The following is a 25,964-nucleotide window of genomic DNA, read 5'->3' as shown; positions in this document are numbered from 1 at the left end:
CTTATTGCTTTCCTTTGCGCTTGCCGAACGGGCCTTTGCCGCCATCAACCTTCACGCGCTCTATTGCCGCCGATATATCCGGATGCGGCGATGTGGCGTCCGCAATGGGGTCGAGCGTGCCATCGGATTTTGGCGTTCCCTGGAAGAACACGCCGTCTTCCGCCACCAGCTGACGCCCGGTATGCTTTTCGAAATAATACACGAAAACGGACTTCATAACCGCCACGGCGGGAATAGATGCCAGCATGCCCACAAGCGAGCCGGTGAAGCCGCTCATGGCGCCACCGATAGCGCTGCCGGCCATCAAGGCAATCAATGTCAATGCAGGGTGGGTATCAACGGAAGACGCCATGATCTTCGGCGAAACGAACGTGTACACCACTTGTTGGATAACGATGGTGCCCACCAGCGCCGCCACCGCAATCCAAGGGCTGACGAACACGCCGACAATTGCCGCCAAGGCGCCGCCAAGCCAGGGACCCACGATGGGAATAATGTTCAAGATACCCGCGATAACGCCCAGAGCGGCATAGTTAGGAATATCAAGAATGGCAAACAGAATGCCACAGCCCACACCGATGATGCCGCACTGGATAAGCGTGCCCTTGATGTAACCGCCCATGACACGCGTGAACGTTACATGCAGCATGGCCATGGTCTCGGCGCGATTCGGACCGGCGAGCCGCATGGTTTCGCGACCAAGGGCGGGCAACTCGATAAGAATCCAAAACGCAATGACCAGCGCAAAGCCTATTGCCATGCATGTGTTCACCAGGCCAGTACCAAAGGCAACCATACCCGTAGCGCTTTGACGCGCAACATCCGACGCTGCCGAGCCCAAGGCGGAAAGCGCATCATTGAGATACTTTTGCACGGAATCGTTCTGAAATACGTCGGAGTATTGGGCATACACGCCGTTCGCTAAGCTCATCAAATCGTTGATGTATCCAGGGATGCTTTGAAGCAGATCCTTAAACTGATCGCCAAAGCCGAACGCCGGCGAGAACATCAAGAAGAACACCAGTGCCAGGACAACGACCATGAGCACGTATGCGATGGCCGTTCCCGCTATGCGCGGCACTCCTTTCGATTCCAGCTTGTTCACCGTGCCGCGCAGGCAAAACACAATGACGACCGTCCAAAGAAGGATGGCAACCGGAACGCTTAAGATGTTGATGAGGTACACGAAAACGCCGGTGAGCAAGATGCCGCCCACGCACGTCCACACCACCAAAAACCAGCGCTTGGTCTTCTCCATGCGAAGATCCGCGTTGTCCGACACCTCAATCAACCCCTTAACGCATGCAACGAAGTGCTATTCGGCTTTGCCGCCCTCTTGACCGTACGTGAAATAGGCAGGGCCTTCATCCGCAAGCTCTTTTGCCTGAGCAGCGGCTTCGCTTGCAGGCGCATCTTCTTGCTTGCCCGCTTTGTCCGCAGCTGCATCGGCGGCGCCGGCCAAAGCCGCGGCCTGCGCTTTCGCCTTCGCTTCGCCCAAAGCAACGGATTCGTCGCTTGCGCGCTTCGTCTTCAGCTTGTCACGCACCTTCGACGTGACGTTGTTCATGATTTCCATAGGGGCGTTCGTAACGGTTTCAACCGCACCGACCGCATTAGAGGCGGAATCAGTGATTTCGCCGACGTCTTCCAGAATTTGATCAAGGCGCATGATTTCCAGATTCGCCGCGTCCACAGTCAAAGACACGCGGTCGACAAGCGGGTCGACTTTGTCGGCCACGGGTTCAAGCGACTTCGTGATGCGCTGCACGCTTTCAAGCGTCGGGTCCAGCTGCTGCTTCATCTCGTCGACTGTTGTGCGGGTTTTACGCACCGTCACAACCAACTCGACCACGAACCAAATCAAAGCGATGCCGACCACCACGTACACGACGGGCAGCACCATGCCCATAACCTCGCCGAATTCCACCGAGCGCCTCCTTTACCTGCACGTTATCCGCGCCAACTATAGCACGCCAGCAAGAATTCTACCTGTTGGGCGCGTTCGTCTACACTGGCCATTCATAGCGGTTGCCCAGCGGTTACCATCACTCGGACGTGGGGTTTTGCCCTTCGGCCGGCCGCTGTTGTTGCTGCTGTTGCTTGGCGCGAACGGCCGCCGCATGCGCTGCCTGAGCGCGGTCGCGCGCCGTTGCCTCGACGCGATACGCCTCCCAGCCCCTTTCGGACGGATGGTAGAAGCATCCACGTTCAAGGCCCTGCGGCAAATAGCGCTGATCAACCCAGCCACCTGGATAGTCGTGCGGGTACTTATACTCCCCATAGCTTTCCGAGCCCGGACGATGACGATCGCGCAGGTAGTCGGGCACATCACGTTTCGGCCCATGGCGCACCTCAGCCAACGCGGCGTCGATGCCAGCTTCCGCGGCGTTGCTTTTCGGCGCAAGCGCAATGTACACCGCCGCTTGCGCCAGGTTGATGCGGCACTCCGGGTACCCGATGACCTCGGCAGCCTTGAATGCGGCCTCGGCCACCAGCAGCGCTTGAGGATCGGCGTTGCCAACGTCTTCAGACGCGTGGATGAACATGCGCCGCGCAATGTATTTCGGGTCTTCCCCGCCGTCGATCATGCGGGCAAGCCAGTACAGCGCCGCATCGGGATCGGAACCTCGCATGGATTTGATAAACGCGGATATGATGTCGTAATGCATATCCTTGTTCTTGTCGTACGGCAAAGCGCGATGCGGCGTGGCGCTTTCCACCTGGGCTTTCGTGATAACCGCAGGCTTTTGACGCGTACCTGGCTTCTGCATGCCCGCCGCAAGTTCAAGCGTGGTAAGCGACGCACGCCCGTCCCCGCCCGCCAAAAGCACGATGGCGCTGCGCGCCGCAGGCTCAAGCGTGTAGCAGCCGTCAAGCCCACGCGGGTCGGCCACAGCGCGGTCGACCAAACGCGCGATATCGCCGTCGGAAAGCCCGTGCAGCTCCACCACGCGCGAACGGCTGATAAGCGCCGAGTTCACTTCGAAAAACGGGTTTTCGGTAGTAGCGCCCACCAACACCACCACGCGGTTCTCCACCGCATGCAGCAGTGCATCTTGCTGGCTGCGGTTGAAACGGTGGATCTCGTCGACGAACAAAATGGTGCGCGAGCCGTTGAGCGCCAAGCGCTTTTCTGCCGCGTCGATTTCACGGCGCAGATCAGACACCGTGCCGCCGATAGCGGAAACCTCCACGAACGCCGCTTTCGTTGTTTCCGCGATAACGTGCGCGATAGATGTTTTCCCCGTTCCGGCAGGGCCGTACAAAATAACGGAGCTGACGTTGTCCTGTTCGATGGCCGTGCGCAGCCAGCTGCCCGGGCCCACGGCGTCGGCCTGCCCCACCACATCTTCAAGCGTGCGCGGACGCATGCGCACCGCCAGCGGCGCGACCTGCTGTTTCCGCTCGTTTTCCATTGCCGTGAATAATGTGTCCATGCCCGACCTCGCTTCTTGATTGGGCACCCATGATACCATGCGAACGTTTGTTTGCCTAGCGGGCAATTCTCCAACCTCGGCAGCAACTTCGCAGCCACACAAACCCGTCCAAAAACAATCGGCGAAACAAGGTAGCCCTCTGCTACGTTTCGCCGATTGTGTCAAGACTTTACTTTGGCTTGAAGCCTCATATACTCAAAGACAGGTTCCGCCCTTGTCGCCGTACTTTTGCGATGGACCGATGCTATTTCTGAGGGAGCTCAAGATAGCCTGTGGAACGGAGATTCGTGCCCGTTGGCACGAAAGCCGGGAAGCATGCTGCGAGCACCCACCTTGACTGAGGTGGGTTCATCCTTCCGGCCAGGGGCGGAACTTTTTTGCGCCCTTTTTCGCCCTACGCGCCGGGGAACATCAAAACGAACGTAGTTCCCTCGCCAAGCTTGCCCTCAACGGCAATCACACCATGGTGATACTGCACGGCATGCTTCACGATGGCCAGGCCAAGGCCCGTGCCGCCCGTTTCCTTCGAACGACTTTTATCCAGGCGGAAGAAGCGCTCGAAAATCTTCTCGCGCATATTTTCCGGAACACCTGGCCCCGTATCAGACACGCGCACTTCCACCAATTCGCGGATGACGCCCTCCGCACCCTCTTCGCGAAACGCCACGACATCGACAGCCTGGGCGGGCCGGCGCGACACGCGCACGCTTACCGTGCCGCCTTCGCGGTTGTAGCGGATGCCGTTTTCGATAAGGTTGTACAACATCTCCTCGGCCAGCGTCTCGCTGCCGCGGATGAACGCGGAATCGCCTTCCACCTTGACGGAAACATCCCGGTCAGAGGCGAACGAGGACAGCCGGTCGGCCATGCGGTCGGCCACGCCGCGCACGTCGATGGGAAGGTCCTCGCGCGTGAACGCGCTTTCGTCGAGCTTCGACAGCGTCAGCACGTCATTGATAAGCCCACGCATCGCCTGGGCCTCGTCGTAGATAAGGCCCGCGAACTTCTGGCGATCGCCCGGCAGCACCATGTCGTTCTTCATGAGCTCGGCGTATCCCGAAATGACCTGCAGCGGCGTTTTCATTTCGTGGCTGACGTTGCTGGAGAAGTCGCGGCGCATCGATTCGGCCTCGGCAAGCTCTTTGTTCTGCTTCTTGAGCAGCGTTTGCTGATCGTCGATGCGCTGCAGCAGCGGCACCATTTCCTCGTAAATCTCGTTCTCAAGCGGCTCGACCATGTCAAGCGCATCGATGGGCTTCATGATATGCTTCGTCAGGATGCGCGAAAGCAGAAACACCAGGCCGGCAGCCATGACCAGCGCCACCACAACGGGCAAGAGCATTTCGCCCAAGAACGCGAACAGCGAGTGACGCGTTTCCGAAAGGCGCACGATGCGGCCGTCGGACAGCTTTTCGGCGGCATATACCGTGTCGGTGCCAAGCGTGTCAGAATAGCGCATGCTTACCGCCCCGCCCGTGCGGGCGGCCTGGCTAACCTCAGGGCGCGACGCATGGTTGTCCATTTGATCGGCGTTTGCCTGGCTATCGTAGAGCACCAGGCCGTTTTCGCTGATAAGCGTGTAGCGCGTCACTCCGCTGAACTGCTGGGAAAGCAACGTGGTAACGTCGGAGGCAGGGGCGTCGTCAAGATACGACGCCGCGCGCGAAGCCGCCTCGGACAGCGCCTGCTCGGCATCGCGCTCGTATGAGTAATAGAAGATGCTGGTCAAGGCCACGGCGAACACCAGCACGATGCCAAGCGTGAACACGAGCACGCTTGTGAAGATGCGCCCCGAAAGACTCCTGAGGCGCTCGCTTGAAGGTCCCATAGGTTGTTCCTATTCAGAACGCTTGATGCAATAACCCACGCCGCGCACCGTTTTGATGAGTCCGTCGGCACCGGGGCAGGCGGCGGAGAGCTTCTGACGCAGCGTTTGAATGTGCACATCGACCGTGCGCGTTTCGCCCACGAACGTCATGCCCCACACGTCCTCAAGCAGCTGGCCGCGCGAAAGCACGCGCCCCTCGTTCTGCATCAGCGCGCGCAGCAGGTCGAACTCCTTCAGCGTCAACTCGACAGGCGAACCGCCGGCTGCAACGGTGTGAGCCAGCACGTGCAGCTCAACGGGGCTGCACACCAAGTCGTTGCCTGGGGCAACCGTTGGCGTTGCCGCGCGACGCAGCAGCGCGTTCACGCGGCTGACCAGCTCCATCATGCCGAACGGCTTCGCCAGGTAATCGTCGGCGCCCGAGTCGAGCCCCGTCACCTTGTCGAATTCGGTGCCCTTCGCCGTAAGCATCATGATGGGCAGCGTTTTGGTTGCGGGATTTTCGCGCAGGCGGCGCAGCACCTCAAGGCCGTCGATTTCGGGCAGCATGATGTCAAGCAGCACAAGCTCAGGCAGCGTTTCACGGCAAGCGGCGAAGAAATCGCGCGCATTAGCGAACCCCACGGCATCAAGCCCCGTCTGATGCAACGCATACACCGTCAGGTCGCGAATATTGGTATCGTCTTCTAGATAGTAAATCATCGCTGCACCCCAAACAGACTGGCAGCGACGACCCCACCGCGCCCCTGCGCCCGGCTCCGCCGTGCTCGGGGTTCGAAGGTCCACCGGACCTTCGAATCTTCTAGATAGTAAATCATCGCTGCACCTTCAACCGTTTCCGAAACGCTGCCGCTGCGCCGCTGCGCCCGACCTAGCGTTTTGCTAGTCTTTTTCCGTATCTGCAGAGTGTAACGCATGCTCGCCCGTTGCGCGGAAAACTGCCCAACCGGCAATGCGCTCGGCATCGTCGCCCATGCGCTCGAAATACTTCGCCACCATCAAAAGCTCCGTGAGGTGGCGCGCACCCGAGCTTTCGCTGCGAATCACCTCGACGATCACCTGCTCGCAGCGATCGTACAGGTCGTCCACGGCGTCGTCCATAGCGAACACGCGCTGCGCAAGCGCAACGTCCGCGTCCGCAAACGCCTTCACCGCCAGGGCCACCATGTTCGAAACCTTGTCCGTGGCCTGCGCAAACTCGTCAGACAGGTGCGAGGTTGCCTTCGGCGTCAGCTGCTGCGACAGATACGCCACATCGCGCGCCATCTCCTCGATATGCGCCAGGTCGCTGACGATGCGGAACGCACCCGTTACCTCGCGCAAATCATCGGCCACCAGCGGCTGCTGCATCAACATGATGTCAAGGCACCTATCCTCGATGGCCGAACGCAAATGACGGCTTGCCTTGTCGCCCGCCACCACGCCTTCCGCAGCCTGCTCCTCGCCCGCCAAGGCGCGACCAACCGCGCGCACGTCAAGCACCGACTTCTCGCCGAGCTGCCCCAAAAGCGCGCTGAGGTCTTCCAGCTTCTCGAGATATTTCGTACGCGTTTGCATCAGCTGAACCTTCCTGTCAGGTAGTCTCTCGTTTTCTGCTGCCGCGGGTTGCCGAACAGCTGCTTCGTGGGGCCGGCCTCGATAAGCTCGCCCAGGTAGAAAAACGCCGTCTTGTCGGCCACGCGCGTGGCCTGCTGCATGTTGTGCGTAACCACCACCACGGTGCGCTCGCGCGCCAACTGCACCATCAGCTCCTCGATAAGCGCCGTAGACAGCGGGTCGAGCGCGCTGGTGGGTTCGTCCATCAGCAGCACCTCGGGCTTGGTGGCCAAAGCGCGCGCAATGCACAGGCGCTGCTGCTGGCCGCCGGAAAGCCCCAGGCCCGATTGCCCCAGCTTGTCTTTGACCTCATCGAACAGCCCGGCGTCGGTAAGGCAACGTTCCACCAGCTCATCGGCTTCGGAACGCCCGAGTTTGCCCATGCGACGCGGGCCGTACAGGATGTTGTCGCGAATGCTCATAGGGAACGGGTTGGGGTGCTGGAACACCATGCCCACCCGTACGCGCAGCGCGTTGGCATCGCCGGCGAAAATGTCGGTTCCCGCCAGCTTGATGGAGCCTTCGCAGCGCACCGTGGGCACGAAGTCGCACATGCGGTTGAACGTGCGCAGCAGCGTGGACTTGCCGCAGCCCGAAGGCCCGATGAACGCCGTAGCGCGGTTTTTCGGGATGTCGAGCGTGATGTTTTTCAGCGCCTGGAAATCGTCGTACCACAGGTTGAAGTCGCGAATGGAAATCATGGGCTCCGCGTCTACGCCAGACGCCTGCGCCGGGCTTACCGCTTCGCTTCCTTGTTCGTAATTCGTCATGGATCAGCCGAACCTTCCCATCAGATAATCCTGCAAGCGCGCATCTTTTGGCTGGCTGAACAGCTGCTTTGTGGGGCCGGTTTCCACCATGTCGCCCACGTAGAAAAACGCCGTGTTGTCGGATGTGCGCGTGGCCTGCTCCATGTTGTGCGTCACGATGATGGCGCAGATGCCGGCTTCGGCGATGGAACGGATGGTTTCCTCCACCACGAACGTGGAGATGGGGTCAAGCGCGCTGCACGGTTCGTCGAACAGCACCACGTCGGGATGCATGGCAAGCGTGCGCGCAATGCACAGACGCTGCTGCTGACCGCCGGAAAGCGCCATGGCGCTGTGATCGAGCTTGTCCTTCACCTCGTCCCATAAGGCGCCGGCGCGCAGGCTTTCCTCCACCAACGCATCGCATTCGTCCTTGCCGCGCACCAGCCCGTGGCGCTTCGGCGCGAACAGGATGTTGTCGCGGATGGACTTGCGAAACGGCGTGGGCTGCTGGAATACCATGCCGATGGATTTGCGCAGCTCGAACAGGTTTTCCTTGCGCGTGTTGGTGTTGCGCCCATGGTAGAGCACCTCGCCGCCGATCTTGCACTTGGGGATCTCGCGGTTCATAAGGTTCAAGCAGCGCAGAAACGTGGACTTACCGCAGCCCGAAGGCCCGATAAGCGCCGTCACCTGGCCCGCCGAGAACGAAAGCGACGTGGGATGCAGCGCCTCGTTGCCCGCATAGGACACGGTCAGGTCGTGCGTACGCACCAGCGCTTCGCCCGATGCAGACGCCTGCGCAGTAGCGTTCGCGAGTTCGTTTTCCTTCGTCATTCGCTCGTCAGCCTCCTTTCCAGATACTTGCCGACAACGCGCGCCAAAATGTTGAACGCCAGGATGCACACCATCAGCACAGCGGCCGTGCCGTTCGAGATGGCCGTCAGGTCGGGCACCACGCCTTCGCTGTTGATCTTCCAGATGTGCACGGCCAGCGTTTCAGCCGGGCGGAACACGTTCCACGGGCAAGCGGGGCTTGAAAGGTCGAAGTTGGTGAAGTCAAGCACCGGGGCCGACTGGCCGGCCGTGAAGATCAGCGCCGCGGCCTCGCCGAACACGCGGCCAGCCGACAGCACCACGCCCGTGACAATGGCGGGCATGGCGGCGGGAAGCAGCACGTGGATGGTGGTTTCCCAACGCGTCAGGCCCATGGCCAGGCCGGCGTCGCGCTGGCTGCGCGGCACGTCCTCAAGCGCCTGCTGGATAACGCGCACCAAGATGGGGATGTTGAACATGGTGAGCGCCACCGCGCCCGCGATGATGGAGAAACCCCAGCCCATGTACAGCACAAAGAACAGAAAGCCGAACAGGCCCACCACGATGGACGGCAAGCTCGAAAGCGTTTCGATGGCTGTTTTCGCCACCGCGGTAACCGCGTTGTCGGGCGCGTATTGCGACAGAAAGATTGCCGCGCCCAGCGACAGCGGCACGCTGATAAGCAGCGTGAGCACCAGCAGGTAGAAGCTGTTGAACAGCTCGGGGCCGATGCCGCCGCCTTCCTTGAACTGCTGCGGGCGGCCCGTCAAAAAGTTGATGTCGAACAGCTTCGGCGCGCCAGCCACCAGGATGTAGAGGACGATGGCGGCCAGCATGATCATGACGAACGCCACAATGGCCGTAAGGACGCCCGTGGCAATGCGGTCTTGCCGGTTGATGCGGCGCACATGCGCCGACATATCGAAGTTAGCCACGCTTTGCCGCCCCCTTTCGGCCGATAAGGTGAATGATGAGGATGAACACCAGCGACATGGCCATCAGCAGCAGCGCCAGCGACCACAGCACGTCGTTGTACACCGTGCCCATAGCTTCGTTGCCCATGCCCATAGTCAGCACGCTGGTAAGCGTTGATGCGGGTGTGAACAGGCCCGACGGCATTTGGATGGCGTTGCCGATGACCATTTGCACAGCCAGCGCCTCGCCGAACGCGCGCGTCATGCCTAAAATCACCGCCGTCATCAGCGACGGCGCCGCGGACTTCAGCACCACGTTCCAAATGGTTTGCCAACGCGTGCAACCAAGCGCATAGCTGCCTTCGCGATATTCCTGCGGCACCGCGGCCAGCGCGTCGATGGACAGGCTGGTGATGGTAGGCAGAATCATGACCGCCAGCACGATGGCGCTTGAGAAGATGCCGAAGCCGGTGATGGTCTGGCCCATGGCATCGGCCGCGCCGCGCACGGCGGCCACGATAACCGTCAGGCCGATAAGGCCGTACACCACCGACGGGATGCCCACCAGAAGCTCCACCAGCGGCTGGAACACCTTGCGCCCGAAGCGCGGCGCCACCTCCACCACGAAGATGGCGCTGCCGAACGCGATGGGCAGCGCGAACAGCGTGGACAGCAGCGTGACGGAAAACGAGCCCGTGATCATGGGCAGCGCACCCACCGTGGGCATGCCACTTGCGTCATCCTGATGCGGGTTCCACGTGGTTCCCGCCAAAAACGAACCGAGGTCGATACCGTCGGCGGTAAACGTTGCGATACCGCGCCCGGCGACCATGGCGACAAGCGTGACGACAAGAAGCGCCACGAGCACGATGCACGCGCCCGTGACGCCTTGTCCGATCCGCTCGACGCGTGCCTTCGCCATCAAGGCCATTGCGCGCGTCTCCTTTCAAATGATGAGGTCAACTCTGGAATCGAATGCAACTCGCAAACTACTTAGACGAGACCTTGCCGGAAGCGTCCTTCTCCACCTTCATGCCGGACATGGGGATGTAGCCCTGCTGCTCCACCAGGCCGCCCTGCACTTCGTCGCCCATCATGTACTCGATGAAGGCCTTCGTGGCCTCGTCGGCAGACGTGGAGACGTACATGTGCTCGTAGGACCAGATCTTCCAGGAGTTGTCCTCGACGTTCTTCTCGTTCGGTTCCACACCGTCGACCTTCAGCGCCTTGAAGCTGCTGTCGTAGTAGGAGAACGCCACGTAGGAGATGGCGCCGGGCGTGCTGGCAACCATCTTGGCGGCCGTGCCCGAGGAATCCTGCTCCTGCGGCTTGAAGGAGTCCGGCACCTTGTCGCCGGCAAGCACGGCGTCCTCGAACGTGGCGCGCGTGCCGGAGCCGGAAGCGCGGTTGATGACGGTGATTGGCTCGTCAGCGCCGCCGACCTCGCTCCAGTTGGTGATCTCGCCCATGAAGATCTTCTTGAGGTCGTCAAGCTTGATGTCGTCGATGGTGACGTCGGAGTTCACGATGGGGCCCATGCCCACGATGCACACCTTGTTGTCGGTGATCTTGGTCAGGTCGGAGGAATCCTTCACCTTCGACTCGGCGAACACGTCGGAGTTGCCGATCTGCACGGCGCCTTGCGTAATCTGCGTGATGCCCTGGCCGGAACCGCCGCCCTGGACGGTAATCTGCACGCCGGGGTTTTCCTGCATGAACTGCTCGGCCGCGGCCTCGCACAGCGGCTGCAGCGCGGTGGAACCCACTGCCGTGATGGTGCCCGCGAGCGCCTTCTTCTCAGCCGAAGCCCCGGACGTGCCCGCGGACGTGGTGTCCGTGGAGCTGTTGGAGCTACCGCAACCCGTCAGGCCGAAACCGGCGACTGCCAATGCGGACATGCCGGCGATGCCGATGAAGCGACGGCGGCTGATATAGGAACCCTGCATAGTACGTTTTCTCCCTTCGGATGGTTTCATCGAAGCCCAGCAAGCGGGCTTGCAAGGGAGGATGGTACGCGCTTGACTTGCCAATTTTCGCGGCAATGACCAGGTATGACGCAGGTTTGACGATGTTTTACGCCGCGTTTACGAAACCTGCGGCGCGCCTTTTACACAACGCAGGCGGGCACAACGCGCGCTTTACGGAAGCGCGCGCGGCGCTTGTACGCTACAATAAGCTGTTATGCGCTTAAAGGGAGAGGGCGCACGCAACGGCTCTGTGGCAGGCATTCTTTCGAAGCTTGGCACACTTGCCACAAAAATACCGAATTGAGGGGGACGTTTTGAAGCTTTCAGCACGCAACACGTTGAAAGGCGAGGTCATTTCCATCCAGCCCGGCGCGGTGAACGCCATCGTGATCATCGAGCTTCCCGATGGGCAGCTTGTCACGTCAAGCATTTCCATCCAGGCGCTTAAGGACTTGGACCTGCGCGTAGGCCAGCAAGCGTACGCCGTGGTGAAAGCCTCGGACGTCATGATCGGCATCGACGACTAGCAAAGCAAAGCGGGGGACCCTGACAAGCCAGGGTCCCCCGCTTCCTATTCCGCCGGTATTCGTTGCTGCTAGGCGCCGTGCCTGGTGAACGGCGCCACCGCGCGCAGCACCGCGTCTTTGGCCTCCGTTGCCGTGGAGCCGTCTTCCATGGTGAAGATCAAATCGCCGACGAAGCCCGCGTCGATGGCTTCGGTGAACCACATGCGCGGCGGCTTTTCCACCACGCCCACCTTGTGCGCGGCCTCAAGCGCCGCGGCCTCCATCCTCGACGCGACCGCGTCAAGATCTTCGCCGTTGCCTTCCACCACCAGCGTCAGCACTACCTTGCCCGTTGGCGGCAAGTGCGTCAGCGAATTCTTGTTGATGACGGAGTTCGGGATGACCGCCGTTTCGCCTTTGGCGTTCGTGATGGTGGTGTGGCGCCAGCTCACGTCCTTCACCACGCCTTTCGAGCCGCCAATGGAGATGTTGTCGCCCGGCGTCACAATGCGCAGCAAGCTGACCTGCACGCCACCGATAAGGTTGGAGATGGTGTCCTGAAAGCCCAACGAGATGGCAATACCGCCAATGCCCAGCGCCGTGATGGCCGCCGAAACATCGATACCGAAACAGGTGGACAGCATGACCGAGCCGCCCACCACCCACACGATGGCGCGGCCGATGTTGATGAAGATTGACGACGACGGCAACTCGTCCGAGTAGTTCAGCACCTTGCGCAGAAACTTCGTGAGTAGATGCCCCACCACCGCCGTCAGCGTGAGGATGAGCACCGCCGTGATCAGCGTGCCCAGCCACTCGCTTCCCACAAAGCGACTGATGTCTTGCTCGAAATCTTCCATGAACCAACCTTTCGGGAAAGCAATGCCCGCAGGCAAACGCTGCGGGCACGATTACGTGAGTTATAGGCGCCGGCGCAAAACCGCCAGCAAGCGCACGATGGCCTTTGCCGCCTGAGGCTATTCGACCGTTCCGTACACCTGGCCCCATGCGTGGCCGCCGATGGCGGAGTTCAGCTGGTCGCACAGGCGCTGACGCGTGAACGTGGACGGCGGCAGCAAGCCGATGATCTCGTTAAGGTCGTCGGGCAGGTCGAACGATTCGGCCACAACCACCACGTCAAGCCGGCGAACGAACTTGCACCCATCGGCGAACACCGCGTCGATGACGCGCTGCAGCTGGCCGTAATGCTCGCTGCGCATGGTGTTGGTGCGCGGGTTGGCCGCCATGCTACAGCTCCACGTCCGGGCGGTGCGCATCGGTGCCGTCGACGGCGGCAGCAAGCGCGCCGGCATACGCCGGCGTGGCAGCGCCGGTTGCGCGCAGGAATTGCGCGCCGGCCGAACGCAGCGCCAGGGCGGCATCCACCGCAACGTCGGGGCAATAATAGGGGTTCTCGTCCGTGGCCTGGCCTTGCTTGGGGTCGTGGCGCACAACGTCAAGCTGCGCAAGCACGGGCAGCGGCGTGGTTGCCGCCTGCTTCGCAAGCGCGCACGCATCCGCAAGCGGGGCCTTCGTGGAGAAGCCCGCCACGCTGGCCTCGAATTCTGCCACGACCGAAAGGGCCTCGGCAAACGTGGAGCGGCCGTCGGCAAGCGTGCCGTCCGCCGCAACGTCCACCGATGCGAACACCGGCAGGCCGCTAACCTGGCGCACGCCCATAAGCGCGCACTTCAGGTCGCTGGGGTTGGCAAATCCGTTCAAGAAGAACGCGTCAAGTTGCATGCCCTCGCACGCACGCACCGCGCGCGCATACTGATCACGGTTTTCGTTGAGCGAAGCTTTGCTGGAAGGGTCAAGCGGCAACCCGCACGGGCCGATTTCCACCAGCACGTGCTGCGGACGCAGCTTGTTCGCCGTGTCCAGCGCGGCCTTCGCAAGCTCGGGCATGCGGTCGGCCATGCCATGGTGCGCCAAGCGCGCCGGGGTCATGCCCGCCGTTTCGGTGACCAGGCACTGCGCGCCGGCAACCAGGTTCAAGCGCAGCGCATCTTCAACGGCTTCCGGCTCCATAAGCGTAGCGTACTCGACGTCGCCCGCCTCCGTGAAACCCTGGCGGGCAAGCACGGGCGCAACAGGGCTGGAAAGCACCAACATATCGCGGTGGAACCGCAACTGAATATCAGGCATGGGAATATCCTTTCGACGCCGTCCATGATACCAAAGGCCGCCCACGCGATGCGCCGCGCAGCGCGGGCGCACATAAACGATGCGCGAGCACGGGCAAAGCGGGCGAAAGGGACCATCACAGGGACTTCATGTTTAGCAATGCCCCAAATTCAGCTTTTACCTGGGGAAATGCTGGCGACTTTCTCCACCGGGAAGAAAACGGCAACGAAAAGGTAACGGCACAACCTGGGCATTCACCAACCGTTCACGCGCGAATCATCCCAAAGTCACCTGCGGCACACGTGCATTTCAAGACCCGCCGTTATAATAAGACCTGCAAGCGGGACATCCCCTTTCCACCGCTTGCCTGCTTCCCATAGCAGTTCGCGGCGCTTGAATACAAGCGTCGCTCCTCCCCTCCTCTTCAGAGCCGCCGGCAGCCCCCCCCCTTGCCGACGGCTCGCTTCCTTTTCATGGCAAACCGCCGTTTGAGGCCGCCCAGCTGATTCGACCGCACAGTAAGCTCTTCGCAGGCTTCGCCGAGCGCATGGCCGGAGCATGCCGAATCATCCACCGCCTGCGCCACGCGCCTGACAGCCGAAAGGTTGCACTGCTCATCAGGACGCTTCGTATCCCTACATTTCCGATAGGCTTTACGAATTCTTAACGAAAAACAGGGATCGTTTCACAAAACGTGCACGCCGCTCACATATCGCCTTCAATGTCAACCCTTATACTGCGTATCAGCAAACGAAAGGTTCCCCTCCTTGAACGTTTGCATCTGCTTTATCCCTTAAGCAGAATCGGTACCCCATTCCGAAGTGGTACCGTCCATCCCCTCCTTGTGGCCCCGGCGAGTTCCCCTCCCGCCGGGGCCGATTCTTTTTCCGGGACGCATTCCCCCCTTGCAATCAGCGCGTGCGCCTATCGCAAGCCGGCGCGTGCCGGCATCCACCCCAACACATCATCGGCCGATAGCAGCATGTTTCCGCAGCATCGCGCAACGCCGCCCTCTTGGCCCCGGCAGCCGGCGCATCTGCGCCCTCTCCTTCGCCTTCGCTGTCAAAAAAAGTGATGCCGCCCGGACCCACCCGGACGGCATCGCTACGAGCCAAGCATTTTCGAAAGCGAGGCCTTACGCCTTCTTGCCGTACTTGCGCTCGTACAGGATGTTGTTCGTCTCAAGCCAGCTTTCCACGGTACCGGTGTCGAAACCGTCCTGTGGGTCGATGATGAGCGCGTACATTTCCTCTTCCTTGAGCACTGCATCAAGCGCGTCGGTCAGCTGGATTTCGCCGCCCACGCCCGGCTTCACCTCGGCCAGCAGCTCCATAACGCGCGGCGAAAGCAGGTAGCGGCCAAACACGGCCAGGTTCGACGGCGCGTCCTCAAGCGCAGGTTTCTCCACCAGGCTGTCGATTTTCCACACGTCGTCGGAGATGGCGGAGCCGGCAATGACGCCGAAGCGGTTGACCTGGTCGTCAGGCACGGGCATAACCGCGATGACCGAAGCGCCGTTGTGCTCATCGGACACCTTCTGCATGGCGGGCAGCATCTTGTTGTCGGGCACCAGCACGTCGCCGAGCAGCACGTAGAACGGCTCGTTGCCCGTTTTCTCAGCGGCGCAGTGCACGGCATGACCCAGGCCAAGCGGCTCGTCCTGGTACACGTAGCTGACGTTGAGATCGCCGGCATGCTCCACGGCATCGGCGTACTTGTCCTTGCCGCGCTCGCGCAGCATGGCCACAAGCTCGGGGTTCGGGGAGAAGTGCTCCTCGATGGACTTCTTGTCGTGGCTGTTAACGATAACCACTTCATCGGCGGCCGATGCCAGGCCCTCTTCCACGATGTACTGGATGACGGGGCGGTCGACAACGAGCAGCATTTCCTTCGGCTGAGCCTTCGTGGCGGGCAGGAAACGCGAGCCCAGGCCAGCGGCAGGGATGATTGCCTTCATATGGGACATACCTTTCTTCGGGGGAATAGACGCGAGGCGCCGCGCAAAGGCGACGCCTCGTCGATTCGCTTCGGCAATTGTAGCACGCAGGCTATTTGGCCTTCAGTTCCGCCACAGCCTCTTCAAGCACGGCGATCTGCTGCTCGGTTTTCTTCATGCCTCGCATGGACACGAACACGTAGATGAGCAGCACGGCCCAAAGCAGGGCGTATGCAGCGATGATGAACGGCATGGACGGGATAACGGTGCTGTAGATTTCGACAAGCACGGGATTCATGGTGATTCTCCTTTGCGGTAAGCGGCGCGCCGGGCGCCGGGGCGTTCAAGCGGAAAGCGGATTTTGCGCCCGCATAACGAAACGGTGCCTTTAGCGGTCCTCTTCCAGGATCTCGACCTCGTCTTTCAGGGCCCGCAGACGCTCCTGCAAGCGCACCTGGCGGAAACGGAAGCGATACAGCGCGAAGCCCACCAGCAGAAGGCCGATCATGCACACGCCCACGGTCATGCCCATGTCGCCGCTCATGCCGCCTTCGCGCAGCACCACGGGATGGATGCTTGAAGGGATCAGGCGGGTGATCATGAAGCAGATGGGCACGTCAACCGTTGCGATGATGCCAAGCACGGCCGCGTACGTGCCGCGACGCTCGGGCTCGTCGATGGCATTGCGCAGCACGAAGTAAGCGATGATGATGAGCATGAGAATAAGGTACGTGGTCAGACGCGGCTCCCACGTCCACCACACGCCCCACTCGAAGCGCGTCCACAAGTCGCCGGTAATCATGGTCATGATGACGAACACCAGCGCAATCTCCATGGCCACCTTCGCGCACGTGTCGAATCGCTGGTTCTTCGTAGCTAAAAAGCGCACGCAGTAGTAGCAGGCGAACGCCATGGCGATGAACGACACGCATGCGGCCGGCATGTGGAAGTAGAAGATCTTCTGGGACAGCAGCAGCTTGTTCGCCACCATCTGCCCGCCGATCAGCTCCACGCCGTCGACGGCGGCGCCGTTCACGGGGCCGGCGTACAGAAACGCCATGAGAAAGCCCAGCGTAGAGAACACGATGCCCGCAAGCAGCGCCCACGGCGCCACCTTGTCAGGCCACTGCCCCGCCTCAGGCAGCTTCACGGGTTTGTTCGTCATGTCCTTCCTTTCGATATAGTCGCAGGTCAATCAAAGTCAGCGAGGACGCTTGCGGTGCATCGCATGGTCGCAAAGCAAGCGGGCATTAGCCTTTTGGCCATGCCCGTGCAGCTGAGCGGCTAGGCGACGTGCCACAAGCTGCCACAGCGTCGAGCAGGTTCGCCGGCCGGCAGGCCGGCGGAACCGTTAGGCTGAAATTACAAAGTCGTAGAGCACCCAGCTGAGCAGCAGCATGATGACGTCGTAGCCGCCGGCAAGCGCCAGCGACTGCACGAACACGTCGAAGTAGCCTTCCGACCCCACCACCACGGCGGTGGTGGCCGACGCGCATGCGTACAGCAGCGGGAAAATCAACGGCACGAAAAGTACGGCAAGCATAACATCTTTGCCGCGCGTGTTCACGGTGATGGCGGAAAGCAACGTACCGATTCCCGCAACGCCGATAGTGCCCACCAAAAGCGGCGCCACCATCAGCATGAAATCGGGGCCCGGCGTTGCCGTGGTCAGGAAGAAGAACCAGAACAGCGGCACGGCCACCACTTCCACCACCAGCAAAAACAGCAGGTTGGACGTGGCTTTCGCCAAAAAGATGACGCTGCGGTCCATAGGCACCAGCAAAATGCCTTCCATGCAGCCCTGCTCCTTCTCGTGCCCAAACGAGCGGTTCAGGCCCAGAAGCGACGTGAACACGATAAGCGCCCACAAAAGGCCGCCGGAGATTTGCAGCACATCGGTTGCCTGCGCGGTCTGGCCCAGCGAAGCGCCGTACACGATAAGCACCAGCAGCGCATAGATGCCCATGGACGTGAGCATCTCCTTCGTGCGGAACTCCTGCTGCAGGTCCTTGGCCAGCAGGGTCTTGTACTGCGCGAACGTGCTGGGCACCGAAAGCGCCACCGAGCCCACGCGCGCCGGCGCGGCCTTCGCGGCTTGCTTGCGCGCCATTTACGCCACCCCCATTCCAACGGTCGAGCGGTACAGTTCGGAAAACTCGGCGAAGTCGAAGTCCTCCTTCGGGCCGAACGTCACGACGCGCCCGCGCGCCAGCACCAGCGCGTGCGTGCACATGTCGAAGCCTTTCTGCAGGTCATGGCTGACCATGACAAACGTGCGGCCCTCGCGATGCTTGGCAATAAGCTGGTCGAAAATATCGACAGCGTGCGGGTCAAGGCCCGAATACGGCTCGTCAAGGAACACGACGTCGGGGTCGTGGATAAGCGCGCGGGCAATGGACAGGCGCTGCGTCATGCCGCGCGAGAACGTGCGCACCACGTCAAGGCGACGATGCTTCAACTCCACGGCCTCCAAAAGCTCCGACACACGCGCTTGCGGGTCGGCCAAGCCGTACAGCTTCGCGTACAGAAGCAGGTTCTGCTCGGCAGTAAGGTCGGGATACAGCATGGCATTGTGCGAAATAAGCCCGATGTGCTGGCGGGCAGCATCGGGCTCTTCCTTCAGGTCGATGCCCATAAGCTGCGCCGAGCCGTCCGTGGGGCGCGCCAGCGTGGACAGCATGCGCAACAACGTGGTCTTGCCCGCGCCGTTCGGACCGAAAATGGAAAGGAACGCCCCTTGAGGCACGTCGATGGAAACCTTGTCCACCGCCTTGCGCGTGCCGAACACCTTCGACAGCTTCTTCGTGCGAATGGCCGATGCTTCTCCCACTGGCTCTCCTTCCCCGCGTCCCTGCCGGCAATCAAACAGTTGCCGCTAGTCTAGCGCAAAAACGCGGCCACCGAATCGGCAGCCGCGCCTTGCTTCATCTGTTATGCAGCATCCACGCTGGCCGATTCGCCTGCAGCGGCGTCGGCGGCGGTGCGCTGGCTGTCGGTAAGCTTGCGGCTTGCGCGACGGCGACCCAACGTGGCCACGCACACGCCCACCATCAGCAAGCCAAAGCCCACCCACACCAGCGAGATCAGCGGGTTGACGCGCACGTCCATGGAGAACGCGCCGTCGTTGTTCACGCCGCGGTACACCACGAACAGGTCCTCGCCCGGCAGCGAGATGACGCTGGCCACCAGCTTCTGCTGCTGGGTTTTCTGCGCCAGCTGCACGGCGGGGCTAACCGAGCCGATATAGTTGCCATCCTTGTACACGTCGTAGTTCACGGTGTACAGAATGTCGTTGCCGCCGTTGACCTCGGTCACGGAGTTCGACGTGTACGCAAGCTCGTAGTCCTTGATGGTGAAGTTCTCCGCCGCGGTGTCGGTGGACTCGTCGTAACCGATGTAGGCCACCTTCTCCGTCACGTACATGGACGAGCCGATAAGGCCCACCAAGATGACGGCCATGGCCGCGTGAGACAGAAAGCCGCCGAACCGCGCCGCGTTGTTGCGCAGGCAACCGCCGAAGGCCGCCAGCGCGCCGCACCCGTGCGCCTTCTTGTACGCGCCGATGGCGCGGCCAAGCATGAACAGCGAGTTGAAGAACAGCACACTGGCCACGAAGAAGCCCACAAGCGCCAAGCCGTTGTAGTACCAGGCCGGGCCGTCGCTTGCCAGTTCTTCGGCCGTGGTTCCGCCAGCAGCGATGATGGCATCGTAGCTGGGCACCAGGTACGTGCCCCAGTACACCGCCAGCACCACGAACAGCACCACCGCGCAGATGGCGGGAATGCGCGCCTGCTTCAGGAACTTCGCGCGCAGCGTGGTGCCCCACGCCAGAAGCGGGCAGATGGCCAGGATTGCCAGGTACACCACGCCAAGCGGGCGGGCGATGGCGTTGAACGTGCCCGAGGACACGGTCTGGCCGCCGAACGGCAGGAAGTCGGGCAGCGCCGAGGAGATGGTCAGGTATGCCAGCAGCGTGGCGAACACCACCATGATGACGTTGTTGAAGTAGTACGCGCCCTCCTTGGACAGCAGGTGCTCCACCTCGTCGGAGCCGTCGGCCGCCGGGCCGAAGCTCTTCCAGCGCACGATCAGGCCCACGATGCCCGCAAGCAGCGCCACCGCGATAAGCGCGCCGAACAGCACGAGCGAAACCGGGTCGCCCTCAAACGCATGCACGGATTGCACCAGGCCAGAGCGGGAAATGAACGTGCCCACGATGACGAACGCGAACGTGATGCAGGCGCACATGACGCTCCAGCGCTTGAACGCGCCGCGCTGGCGGTACACGGTGAAGCTGTGGATCAAGGCCACGCCCACCAGCCACGAAAGCAAGCTGGCGTTTTCCACAGCGTCCCAGCCCCAGTAGCCGCCCCAGCCAAGCACCACGTAAGCCCACACGGAGCCCAAACCGATGCCGATGCCCAGGAACAGCCACGAGAACAGAGCATAGCGCTGGCTGCGCACCACCCATTCCTTCGACGAATCGTTCACGATAAGCGCGGCGATGGCGTACGCGAACGGAATGGTCAAGCCCGCATAACCCACGAACAGTGTGGGCGGATGAATGGCCATGGCCCAGTGCTCCAACAGCGAGTTCATGCCCAGCATGGTGGCCGCGTTGGTCAGCGTGCCGTTGGAGTTGTAGTACTTGTCCGGCGTCACGGTAAACGGCATGTTGCTTTCGCTAAACAGCAGCACGCCCACAAACGCCGCCAGCACCAGCTGCGACACCATAAGCGCCATGGAGTCCAGCTTGCGCGGGCTTTTCAGATCGCGGATGGCCACAACGGAGTTGAACACGCTGATAAGCCACGCCCAGAACAGAAGCGAGCCCTCGCGGCCGGCCCACAAACCGGACAGCTTGTACAGCCAGCCCAGCGCGCCGTCAGCGCTGCTGTGCTGCTTCAGCACGTACTCGATGGAATAATCGCCTGCAAAGAAGCAGTACACCAGGATGCCGCAGCACACGGTCAGCGCGATGGTGGTCAGGATGGAAGCAACATGGCCGCCCCACGTGAGGGTTTCCGCAAGCGAGCTTTCCTGCTTGCGGCCAAGGATGGCGCCCGCAAGCAGGCACAGCACCGAAATGGCCACGCCGGCGAACGCCACCAGCAGGCCCATCAGGCCGATAGTAGACATGAAACGTTACCTTTCTGCTTAACCTTCAAGCGCCACGTCGGTGGCGGTGAACTTGCCATCTGCCGACAGGCTGCCGGTAACCACCAGCGAGCTTCCCTCGGCAATCTCGTCAGACAGCGCGCCGTCGAATGCAACGGGAAGCGTCTTGTCGGAATCAGGGTCTGCCAGCACAAAACGATCGCCCGCGCCCGCTGCCTTCAGCGAGCCCGCCTGCACCGTGCCCGAAACCTTCACCGGCTTGTCGTGCACCGACTCGCCGTAGCCGAGCAGGCTTTCGATGGTCAGCGCGTTCGACGCGTTCTCGTACTTCGAGGGGCACTTCGTCACCAGCTCCGTGGCATGCAGCACACCGTCTTCGGCAATCTTACCCGTGCAGATGGCGGTGACATCGTTGCCGAACGTGGCCGACACGCCGCCTTCGTAACGGACGTTAAGCTGTTCGGTGGGGTTGCCGTCCTTGTCGTAGATGGCGAACGTCAGGACGTTGTCGTTCGTGGCGTAGGAGTTTTCCACCACGTTGCCCGTGACCTGAATCTTCTGGTCCGGAAACTTGCCGGCAAGCGCGTCGGCGATGGTGGCCGATTTCGCGGCGCCCGAGCTGCCGACAACCGCCAAGATCACGATAAGCACGATAACGATGATGCCAGTCACGGCAATCATGCGGCGCTTCGTCTTCGTATTCACAAACCCTCCCTTTTCCGTCCGTTCAAGGCTAATTCCGAATGCTAACCTTATCGAAAACGAAATGGGCGCGCTATCACCCAGATAGTGTAATTTACACCGCTAAACCACCCGTTTACCGAAGAAAGGGCCGCGTTCGCGACCCTTTCCCCCCTCACACGCGCCTTATGCGCGCTGCGCTGTTTCCTGCGCTTGGTCGTATGTCAGCCAACCATCGGGGATGGGAGCATCCTCGTGGCACTGGCTGCACGCGTTCACCGAAGCGCGGTGCGCCTTGTGGCAATCGCCGCAATCGCGCTGCTGGCCGTGCATGGCCATGTGCGGATTGCGCTCGCCATAGTGCGCCGTCTTCTTCACCAGGTCTTGGCGGGTTATGTTGTGGCACGCCTCGTTCAGGCAGAACGCGTCGCCTTCCTGGCCAAGCCACTCGCCAAGCTGCTCGGTGTCGCGCTCGCCAAGCACCAGCCCGTACGCCTCGTTGGCGAACAGGGGCATGTTGCCGGTAGACCACTCGCTCACCTCGGTCAGCTGTTGGGCGATGGTGGGTTTGTGACAACTCAGGCAGTTCGCGTCCGCACCGCCTTCGTCTTTCGACGCAGCATGCACCACGGCCAGCATGGAGCTGGTGTTCGACACTTCGTTGCCCCACTTGTCCACGCCTGCCGTGCCCGGCTGCTGATCGAACGCCGCAACGTAAGGGTCCATCGGCGTGTGACAGATAGCGTTGCAGAAACTGGGCTGCTCGTGCCATACCCAGAACCCTCCGCCGGCAACGGCAACCACCACCGCAACCACCACAGCCACGATGGGCCACCTGCGGTCCGTCTTGCGCTTCTTCGACGGCGCCATGCCGCCGCTTGCCTCTTGCTTGCTCATATACGCGGAACCTCCTTTCCCAAAAAGGTTCGAACTTTACAGCGGTTTCGCTTCTGTGCGGCAGCCCGCCGGAGCACCGCAGCGGAGCCCGCGCCCCGCATTTCACACGCACTCCCGGCAACGCGCCGCCTAAAGCCCATCGGAGAGAATCGCCGCCTGCGCTGTTACGCAAGCATCGACAATGCCTGGTCAGCGGCCGCTTCCGCCTTGTCCAGGGTTTCAAACGTCAGGTCGGGGTTATGAGCACCCTCGCTGTTTTCAACCATCACGAAATCCCAGTAGAACTGCGCGTTGCGCTGCAGCTTCCACAGCGCGGCCAGCTCGGCAGAGGGATCCTGCTTGCCGCCGGCGTCCTTAGCGGCCTTGATGGCGGCAATCTCGTCGGCATACTGCGCGGCGATCTTGTTCGTCAGGTTCTCGATCTTCTCGCTGATCGACGTCACGCGCTGCTCTTCTTTTGCCTGCGTGGCAGCCACTTCGCTCTTCAGGTCGGCGTGGCAGTTGTTGCAGTCGTTGGCAAGCATGTCCTCGTTTTCAAGCGGGCTGATCCAATTGTGCGAGGTATACGCCGTGCCATCCTCGGCAGTTTGCGTGCCCATGTGGCAATCGGCGCACGTGTAACCGATGCGCGCCATGGTGGTGGACTCGCCGCCGTACATGGTTTCGAACTCAGGATGCTGCACCTTGATCATGGGCGCCATGGTGTCGGCGTGGTTCCAGTCAGAGAAACCCATGTTGTCGTAGTACGCCAGGATGGCGTCGGGCGTCATCTGATCGGTTCCCGTGTAAGGGTTCGTCGTTGCCTTCGTCGTGGGGTCGAAGTAGTACTCGTTGTGGCACTGGCCGCACGTTTGGCTGGCAAGCGGCGCCTTCTTCTCGTTGTTCACGTCGTCGCCAAGCGCGCGCACGAAGAACTTGTTGCCCACCACCAGCTGGGTCGGGTCGTTCTCGTGGCAGTTATAGCAGCTGATGGGCTCGTCGAACTGGTCGATCATGTCCTTGAACTTGCCCTGATAAGCCGTGTCCCCCTCGGCGTTCACCAGCGCGGTGTACTGCGGGGTTTTGCACGAGATGCAGTTTGCCAGCTGCTCTTTCTTCTGCGTGCGCGGCGTTTCCTTCACCGATTGAAGCGCGTGGGTGTGCCCGTGCGCTTCATCATAGCCCAGTGCGAAGGCATAGCCTTTGTACATGGTGTTCAGCGCCGGATACAGCTGCAGGTAGTCGTGCTTGCCCTCCGTGCCATTCGCGTCGTTTTCCCGATACGTCGCGTACTGGTCCGGATAGTCCTGCGCCCACTGATCGGCGTGCACCACGCCATACTCGTCGGCTTCGGGCACCTGCTCAACCTGCTGCGCCACGGGCTTGTCCGTGGCCTTTTGGTCGGCGCGACCGGCCTTGTCGGCGTTCGGCGCGCATGCCGAAAGGCCAACGACCAGGCCGAAGGCGCACAGGGCCGCAACCCACGCAACCGACTTGTTCCTTTTCGCTTTCGTCATTTCCGCTTTCCTCCCTTCTGGGGCGATATCTCTCCACGACGCCACGTTACGCGCCTTTGCGCGCGGGCGAAGATGGCGAAGGCCCCCTATAGGAAACGCCCGGCAAAACACGCGGGGAAACCCCTATAGTTTTCCCATGAACGGCTTTTGGCCTGGTTGTTGTTTCTTTACCGCACGGTGCTTGACCGCTGCAGGCACTGGTCATCCCCCGCAGCGGCGTCCTATAATGTGCGCGGGGAGCATCAAGCGGGAAAGGAAGAGCATGGGGGCTTCTAATTTCGACCGGGCAACGCTTGACGGAAACAACGAAGCGTTCCAACGCGCCGTCGAGCGGCTTCGCGCGCGACTTAACTTCGACTTCGTCACCATGGGCATCACCGCATTCGTCGGCGCACCGCTGAAGTGGGTGTACAGCGCCGGCGAAACAAGCAACCGGCACCGGCGCATCGCGTTGGCGCCCGGCCATGGTGTAGGCGGCATCGTGCTGAAGTCCGGCAAGCCCATGCTGTTCACCGACATCGATTCCGAGCTTGACCCACGCGAATACTCGTCCTACCCCATCGTGTTCGCCGAAGACTTGCGCAGCCTGTGCGCGCTGCCCCTCAAACGCAACCACCACGTCATCGCCGTGCTGCTATGCGCGTTCCGCGATGTCAGCGAAAGCCACGCCCAGGCATTTCGTTCGCTTATCGCCGATGAACTGCGCGGAACGTTTTGCGAGCTGGCCGTTGTTTCCGAAGGATTCATCGGGTTCGACGCAAGCCTGCACGACGATGCCAGCATCTTGTCTGGGCGGGCGGGCGATAGCGGCGAAAGCAGCCCCGCGAAAAACGATGGCTCTCCACGGCTTATTCGCAGCGACCTTGCGCGCATCATCGGCGCTCAAGAGGATGAGCGCCGGCGCATATCGCGCGAATTGCACGACGGCGTTGCACAAGAGCTACTCACCGTCACGTTTTCGCTGCAGCGGCTTCGCGAGCACCTCGACGACGAGGGGATTGCCATCCTCGACGAGGCTCACGGCGGCATCAACGCCGTGCTCGACGAGCTGCACAACATCTCCGTCATGCTGCGCCCCAGCGCGCTTGACCACCTTGGCTTCGTGCCCGCGCTGCGCAGCCAAGCGCTGGTGCTTGAGCAAACGTATGGCTCGGCCGTTGCGTTCGAGGGCGATTTGACGCTGCCGCGTTTCGACCGCGCGCTGGAAACGCAGGCCTACCGAATCTGCCAAGAAGCCATGACGAATGCTTGCAAGTATTCGGGCTCCGACACGGTGCGCGTGCAGGTTGAGGCCGCAAGCGACTGGCTGCACATCTGCATTTCCGACGACGGATGCGGCTTCGACGTTGCCCACCCCACCATCAAAGGCAGCGGCTGCGGGCTTTTGGGCATGCAAGAACGCGCAAACCAGGTCGGCGCCACGCTTTCCATCGAATCAGGCGCTGCCGGCACGCGCGTCACGCTGGTCACGCCCATGCGCGCCCAGGAGGAACCGCAATGATCAACGTGATTCTTGCCGACGACCACGAGGTGGTGCGCACCGGCATTAAGCTTCTGCTTGAAGCGGACCCTGACATCGCCGTGGTGGCGGAAGCCGCCGAAGGAACGCAAGCCTATTCGCTTGTGGCGCAGCACAAACCGCAAGTGCTGCTGCTTGACATCTCCATGCCGCCCGGGCAAAGCGGACTTGTGGCCTGCGAAAAAGTGGCCCGCGACTTTCCCGACACGAAAGTGATCATCCTCACCATGTTCGCCGAGCCGGAATACCTGCTGTACACCCTGCGCGGCGGCGCGGCGGGCTACGTGCTGAAAAACTCGACGCCCGAACAGCTGCGCCAAGCCGTGCACGACATTGCCGCAGGCGGCAGCTACATCCACCCCACCATGGCCTCGTTG

26 protein-coding genes and 1 other RNA gene are annotated in these 25,964 nt (G+C 61.5%); 4 read left to right on the top strand and 23 right to left on the bottom strand.

The window, feature by feature from the left end:
• Position 1: 1 nt before the first annotated feature.
• The 3 genes from ACWI6D_RS00230 to ACWI6D_RS00220 all read right to left on the bottom strand — a co-directional run bounded on the left by ACWI6D_RS00230 (position 2) and on the right by ACWI6D_RS00220 (position 3,437).
• Positions 2–1,282, bottom strand: coding sequence for an AI-2E family transporter (locus ACWI6D_RS00230; RefSeq protein WP_449133217.1), 1,281 nt, complete (start codon positions 1,280–1,282; stop codon positions 2–4).
• Between the two features lie 33 nt (positions 1,283–1,315).
• The gene (locus ACWI6D_RS00225) at positions 1,316–1,927 is read right to left on the bottom strand and encodes a hypothetical protein (RefSeq protein WP_449133216.1); all 612 of its coding nucleotides are present in this window, start codon (positions 1,925–1,927) and stop codon (positions 1,316–1,318) included.
• A 118-nt stretch (positions 1,928–2,045) separates the two neighbouring features.
• Positions 2,046–3,437, bottom strand: a complete 1,392-nt coding sequence (locus ACWI6D_RS00220; RefSeq protein ID WP_288285317.1) for a replication-associated recombination protein A — start codon at positions 3,435–3,437, stop codon at positions 2,046–2,048.
• Positions 3,438–3,639: 202 nt separating this feature from the next.
• Here ACWI6D_RS00220 and ssrS point away from each other — a divergent pair.
• A non-coding RNA gene (gene ssrS, locus ACWI6D_RS00215) (6S RNA) lies at positions 3,640–3,814 on the top strand.
• A gap of 17 nt (positions 3,815–3,831) precedes the next feature.
• On the opposite strand, the gene ACWI6D_RS00210 is transcribed toward ssrS, so the two are convergent.
• The 8 genes from ACWI6D_RS00210 to ACWI6D_RS00175 form a co-directional block, all read right to left on the bottom strand.
• The gene (locus ACWI6D_RS00210) at positions 3,832–5,265 is read right to left on the bottom strand and encodes an ATP-binding protein (protein WP_449133215.1); all 1,434 of its coding nucleotides are present in this window, start codon (positions 5,263–5,265) and stop codon (positions 3,832–3,834) included.
• Between the two features lie 9 nt (positions 5,266–5,274).
• On the bottom strand, positions 5,275–5,967 hold the full coding sequence (locus ACWI6D_RS00205; RefSeq protein WP_449133214.1) for a response regulator transcription factor: 693 nt from the start codon (positions 5,965–5,967) through the stop codon (positions 5,275–5,277).
• Positions 5,968–6,147: 180 nt separating this feature from the next.
• On the bottom strand, positions 6,148–6,822 hold the full coding sequence (locus tag ACWI6D_RS00200; RefSeq protein WP_449133213.1) for a phosphate signaling complex PhoU family protein: 675 nt from the start codon (positions 6,820–6,822) through the stop codon (positions 6,148–6,150).
• Positions 6,822–7,631, bottom strand: a complete 810-nt coding sequence (gene pstB / locus ACWI6D_RS00195; RefSeq protein WP_449133212.1) for a phosphate ABC transporter ATP-binding protein PstB — start codon at positions 7,629–7,631, stop codon at positions 6,822–6,824. Before pstB ends, ACWI6D_RS00200 begins: the two co-directional genes overlap by 1 nt.
• A 3-nt stretch (positions 7,632–7,634) precedes the next feature.
• The gene (locus ACWI6D_RS00190) at positions 7,635–8,447 is read right to left on the bottom strand and encodes a phosphate ABC transporter ATP-binding protein (RefSeq protein ID WP_449133211.1); all 813 of its coding nucleotides are present in this window, start codon (positions 8,445–8,447) and stop codon (positions 7,635–7,637) included.
• Positions 8,444–9,361: a phosphate ABC transporter permease PstA gene (gene pstA / locus ACWI6D_RS00185; RefSeq protein WP_302936658.1), complete on the bottom strand. Its 918-nt coding sequence runs from the start codon at positions 9,359–9,361 to the stop codon at positions 8,444–8,446. Before pstA ends, ACWI6D_RS00190 begins: the two co-directional genes overlap by 4 nt.
• Complete coding sequence (gene pstC / locus ACWI6D_RS00180; RefSeq protein ID WP_449133210.1) at positions 9,354–10,271, bottom strand: phosphate ABC transporter permease subunit PstC; 918 nt, start codon at positions 10,269–10,271, stop codon at positions 9,354–9,356. The genes pstA and pstC overlap by 8 nt, the downstream gene beginning before the upstream one ends.
• 58 nt (positions 10,272–10,329) lie before the next feature.
• Positions 10,330–11,286 (bottom strand): phosphate ABC transporter substrate-binding protein PstS family protein, encoded by a 957-nt coding sequence (locus ACWI6D_RS00175; RefSeq protein WP_449133209.1) that lies wholly within the window; start codon positions 11,284–11,286, stop codon positions 10,330–10,332.
• Between the two features lie 335 nt (positions 11,287–11,621).
• On the opposite strand from ACWI6D_RS00175, the gene ACWI6D_RS00170 reads away from it, so the two are divergent.
• Complete coding sequence (locus ACWI6D_RS00170; protein ID WP_129423991.1) at positions 11,622–11,834, top strand: TOBE domain-containing protein; 213 nt, start codon at positions 11,622–11,624, stop codon at positions 11,832–11,834.
• A gap of 68 nt (positions 11,835–11,902) precedes the next feature.
• Here the strand turns inward: ACWI6D_RS00170 and ACWI6D_RS00165 are convergent, their stop codons facing one another.
• From ACWI6D_RS00165 to ACWI6D_RS00110, 12 genes are all read right to left on the bottom strand, one after another.
• Complete coding sequence (locus ACWI6D_RS00165) at positions 11,903–12,673, bottom strand: mechanosensitive ion channel family protein (protein ID WP_449133208.1); 771 nt, start codon at positions 12,671–12,673, stop codon at positions 11,903–11,905.
• A 117-nt stretch (positions 12,674–12,790) separates the two neighbouring features.
• Entirely contained in the window at positions 12,791–13,060 is a 270-nt protein-coding gene (locus tag ACWI6D_RS00160) for a hypothetical protein (RefSeq protein WP_337368330.1), read from the bottom strand.
• Position 13,061: 1 nt separating this feature from the next.
• Positions 13,062–13,961, bottom strand: coding sequence for a homocysteine S-methyltransferase family protein (locus tag ACWI6D_RS00155; RefSeq protein WP_449133207.1), 900 nt, complete (start codon positions 13,959–13,961; stop codon positions 13,062–13,064).
• Positions 13,962–15,075: 1,114 nt separating this feature from the next.
• Positions 15,076–15,897: a UTP--glucose-1-phosphate uridylyltransferase gene (locus tag ACWI6D_RS00150; protein ID WP_288285327.1), complete on the bottom strand. Its 822-nt coding sequence runs from the start codon at positions 15,895–15,897 to the stop codon at positions 15,076–15,078.
• Positions 15,898–15,988: 91 nt separating this feature from the next.
• A complete protein-coding gene (locus ACWI6D_RS00145; RefSeq protein WP_129423981.1) occupies positions 15,989–16,174 on the bottom strand; it encodes a hypothetical protein in 186 nt (61 codons plus the stop codon).
• Between the two features lie 90 nt (positions 16,175–16,264).
• Positions 16,265–17,041 carry a cytochrome c biogenesis protein CcsA gene (ccsA, locus tag ACWI6D_RS00140; protein WP_449133206.1) on the bottom strand — a complete coding sequence of 259 codons (777 nt, stop codon included), beginning with the start codon at positions 17,039–17,041 and terminating at the stop codon, positions 16,265–16,267.
• Positions 17,042–17,227: 186 nt separating this feature from the next.
• Positions 17,228–17,986, bottom strand: coding sequence for a heme exporter protein CcmB (locus tag ACWI6D_RS00135; protein ID WP_449133205.1), 759 nt, complete (start codon positions 17,984–17,986; stop codon positions 17,228–17,230).
• Positions 17,987–18,706: an ABC transporter ATP-binding protein gene (locus tag ACWI6D_RS00130; protein WP_129423975.1), complete on the bottom strand. Its 720-nt coding sequence runs from the start codon at positions 18,704–18,706 to the stop codon at positions 17,987–17,989. It lies immediately after the preceding gene.
• Positions 18,707–18,807: 101 nt separating this feature from the next.
• A complete protein-coding gene (locus ACWI6D_RS00125) occupies positions 18,808–21,015 on the bottom strand; it encodes a heme lyase CcmF/NrfE family subunit (protein WP_449133204.1) in 2,208 nt (735 codons plus the stop codon).
• Between the two features lie 18 nt (positions 21,016–21,033).
• Positions 21,034–21,699: a cytochrome c maturation protein CcmE domain-containing protein gene (locus ACWI6D_RS00120; RefSeq protein ID WP_449133203.1), complete on the bottom strand. Its 666-nt coding sequence runs from the start codon at positions 21,697–21,699 to the stop codon at positions 21,034–21,036.
• Positions 21,700–21,861: 162 nt separating this feature from the next.
• On the bottom strand, positions 21,862–22,572 hold the full coding sequence (locus tag ACWI6D_RS00115) for a cytochrome c3 family protein (RefSeq protein ID WP_449133202.1): 711 nt from the start codon (positions 22,570–22,572) through the stop codon (positions 21,862–21,864).
• 164 nt (positions 22,573–22,736) lie between these two features.
• Positions 22,737–24,068 carry an ammonia-forming cytochrome c nitrite reductase subunit c552 gene (locus ACWI6D_RS00110; protein WP_449133201.1) on the bottom strand — a complete coding sequence of 444 codons (1,332 nt, stop codon included), beginning with the start codon at positions 24,066–24,068 and terminating at the stop codon, positions 22,737–22,739.
• Positions 24,069–24,330: 262 nt separating this feature from the next.
• On the opposite strand from ACWI6D_RS00110, the gene ACWI6D_RS00105 reads away from it, so the two are divergent.
• A complete protein-coding gene (locus ACWI6D_RS00105; RefSeq protein ID WP_449133200.1) occupies positions 24,331–25,569 on the top strand; it encodes a GAF domain-containing sensor histidine kinase in 1,239 nt (412 codons plus the stop codon).
• Positions 25,566–25,964 (top strand): response regulator (locus ACWI6D_RS00100; RefSeq protein WP_449133199.1); only part of this gene is annotated, 399 nt, incomplete at its 3' end. The genes ACWI6D_RS00105 and ACWI6D_RS00100, both read left to right, overlap by 4 nt.

The sequence above is a fragment of the Senegalimassilia sp. genome (assembly GCF_977052095.1).
Note: the sequence above shows the minus strand (reverse complement) of the source record. Positions and strands in the feature narration are given on the sequence as shown.

Excerpts from the sequence above, each read along its gene's own strand:
- ACWI6D_RS00220 (WP_288285317.1), bottom strand. The coding sequence starts at position 3,437 with ATGGACACATTATTCACGGCAATGGAAAACGAGCGGAAACAGCAGGTC.
- ACWI6D_RS00210 (WP_449133215.1), bottom strand. The coding sequence starts at position 5,265 with ATGGGACCTTCAAGCGAGCGCCTCAGGAGTCTTTCGGGGCGCATCTTC.
- ACWI6D_RS00205 (WP_449133214.1), bottom strand. The coding sequence starts at position 5,967 with ATGATTTACTATCTAGAAGACGATACCAATATTCGCGACCTGACGGTG.
- ACWI6D_RS00200 (WP_449133213.1), bottom strand. The coding sequence starts at position 6,822 with ATGCAAACGCGTACGAAATATCTCGAGAAGCTGGAAGACCTCAGCGCG.
- pstB (WP_449133212.1), bottom strand. The coding sequence starts at position 7,631 with ATGACGAATTACGAACAAGGAAGCGAAGCGGTAAGCCCGGCGCAGGCG.
- ACWI6D_RS00190 (WP_449133211.1), bottom strand. The coding sequence starts at position 8,447 with ATGACGAAGGAAAACGAACTCGCGAACGCTACTGCGCAGGCGTCTGCA.
- pstC (WP_449133210.1), bottom strand. The coding sequence starts at position 10,271 with ATGGCCTTGATGGCGAAGGCACGCGTCGAGCGGATCGGACAAGGCGTC.
- ACWI6D_RS00175 (WP_449133209.1), bottom strand. The coding sequence starts at position 11,286 with ATGCAGGGTTCCTATATCAGCCGCCGTCGCTTCATCGGCATCGCCGGC.
- ACWI6D_RS00165 (WP_449133208.1), bottom strand. The coding sequence starts at position 12,673 with ATGGAAGATTTCGAGCAAGACATCAGTCGCTTTGTGGGAAGCGAGTGG.
- ACWI6D_RS00160 (WP_337368330.1), bottom strand. The coding sequence starts at position 13,060 with ATGGCGGCCAACCCGCGCACCAACACCATGCGCAGCGAGCATTACGGC.
- ACWI6D_RS00155 (WP_449133207.1), bottom strand. The coding sequence starts at position 13,961 with ATGCCTGATATTCAGTTGCGGTTCCACCGCGATATGTTGGTGCTTTCC.
- ACWI6D_RS00150 (WP_288285327.1), bottom strand. The coding sequence starts at position 15,897 with ATGAAGGCAATCATCCCTGCCGCTGGCCTGGGCTCGCGTTTCCTGCCC.
- ACWI6D_RS00145 (WP_129423981.1), bottom strand. The coding sequence starts at position 16,174 with ATGAATCCCGTGCTTGTCGAAATCTACAGCACCGTTATCCCGTCCATG.
- ccsA (WP_449133206.1), bottom strand. The coding sequence starts at position 17,041 with ATGACGAACAAACCCGTGAAGCTGCCTGAGGCGGGGCAGTGGCCTGAC.
- ACWI6D_RS00135 (WP_449133205.1), bottom strand. The coding sequence starts at position 17,986 with ATGGCGCGCAAGCAAGCCGCGAAGGCCGCGCCGGCGCGCGTGGGCTCG.
- ACWI6D_RS00125 (WP_449133204.1), bottom strand. The coding sequence starts at position 21,015 with ATGTCTACTATCGGCCTGATGGGCCTGCTGGTGGCGTTCGCCGGCGTG.
- ACWI6D_RS00115 (WP_449133202.1), bottom strand. The coding sequence starts at position 22,572 with ATGAGCAAGCAAGAGGCAAGCGGCGGCATGGCGCCGTCGAAGAAGCGC.
- ACWI6D_RS00110 (WP_449133201.1), bottom strand. The coding sequence starts at position 24,068 with ATGACGAAAGCGAAAAGGAACAAGTCGGTTGCGTGGGTTGCGGCCCTG.
- ACWI6D_RS00105 (WP_449133200.1), top strand. The coding sequence starts at position 24,331 with ATGGGGGCTTCTAATTTCGACCGGGCAACGCTTGACGGAAACAACGAA.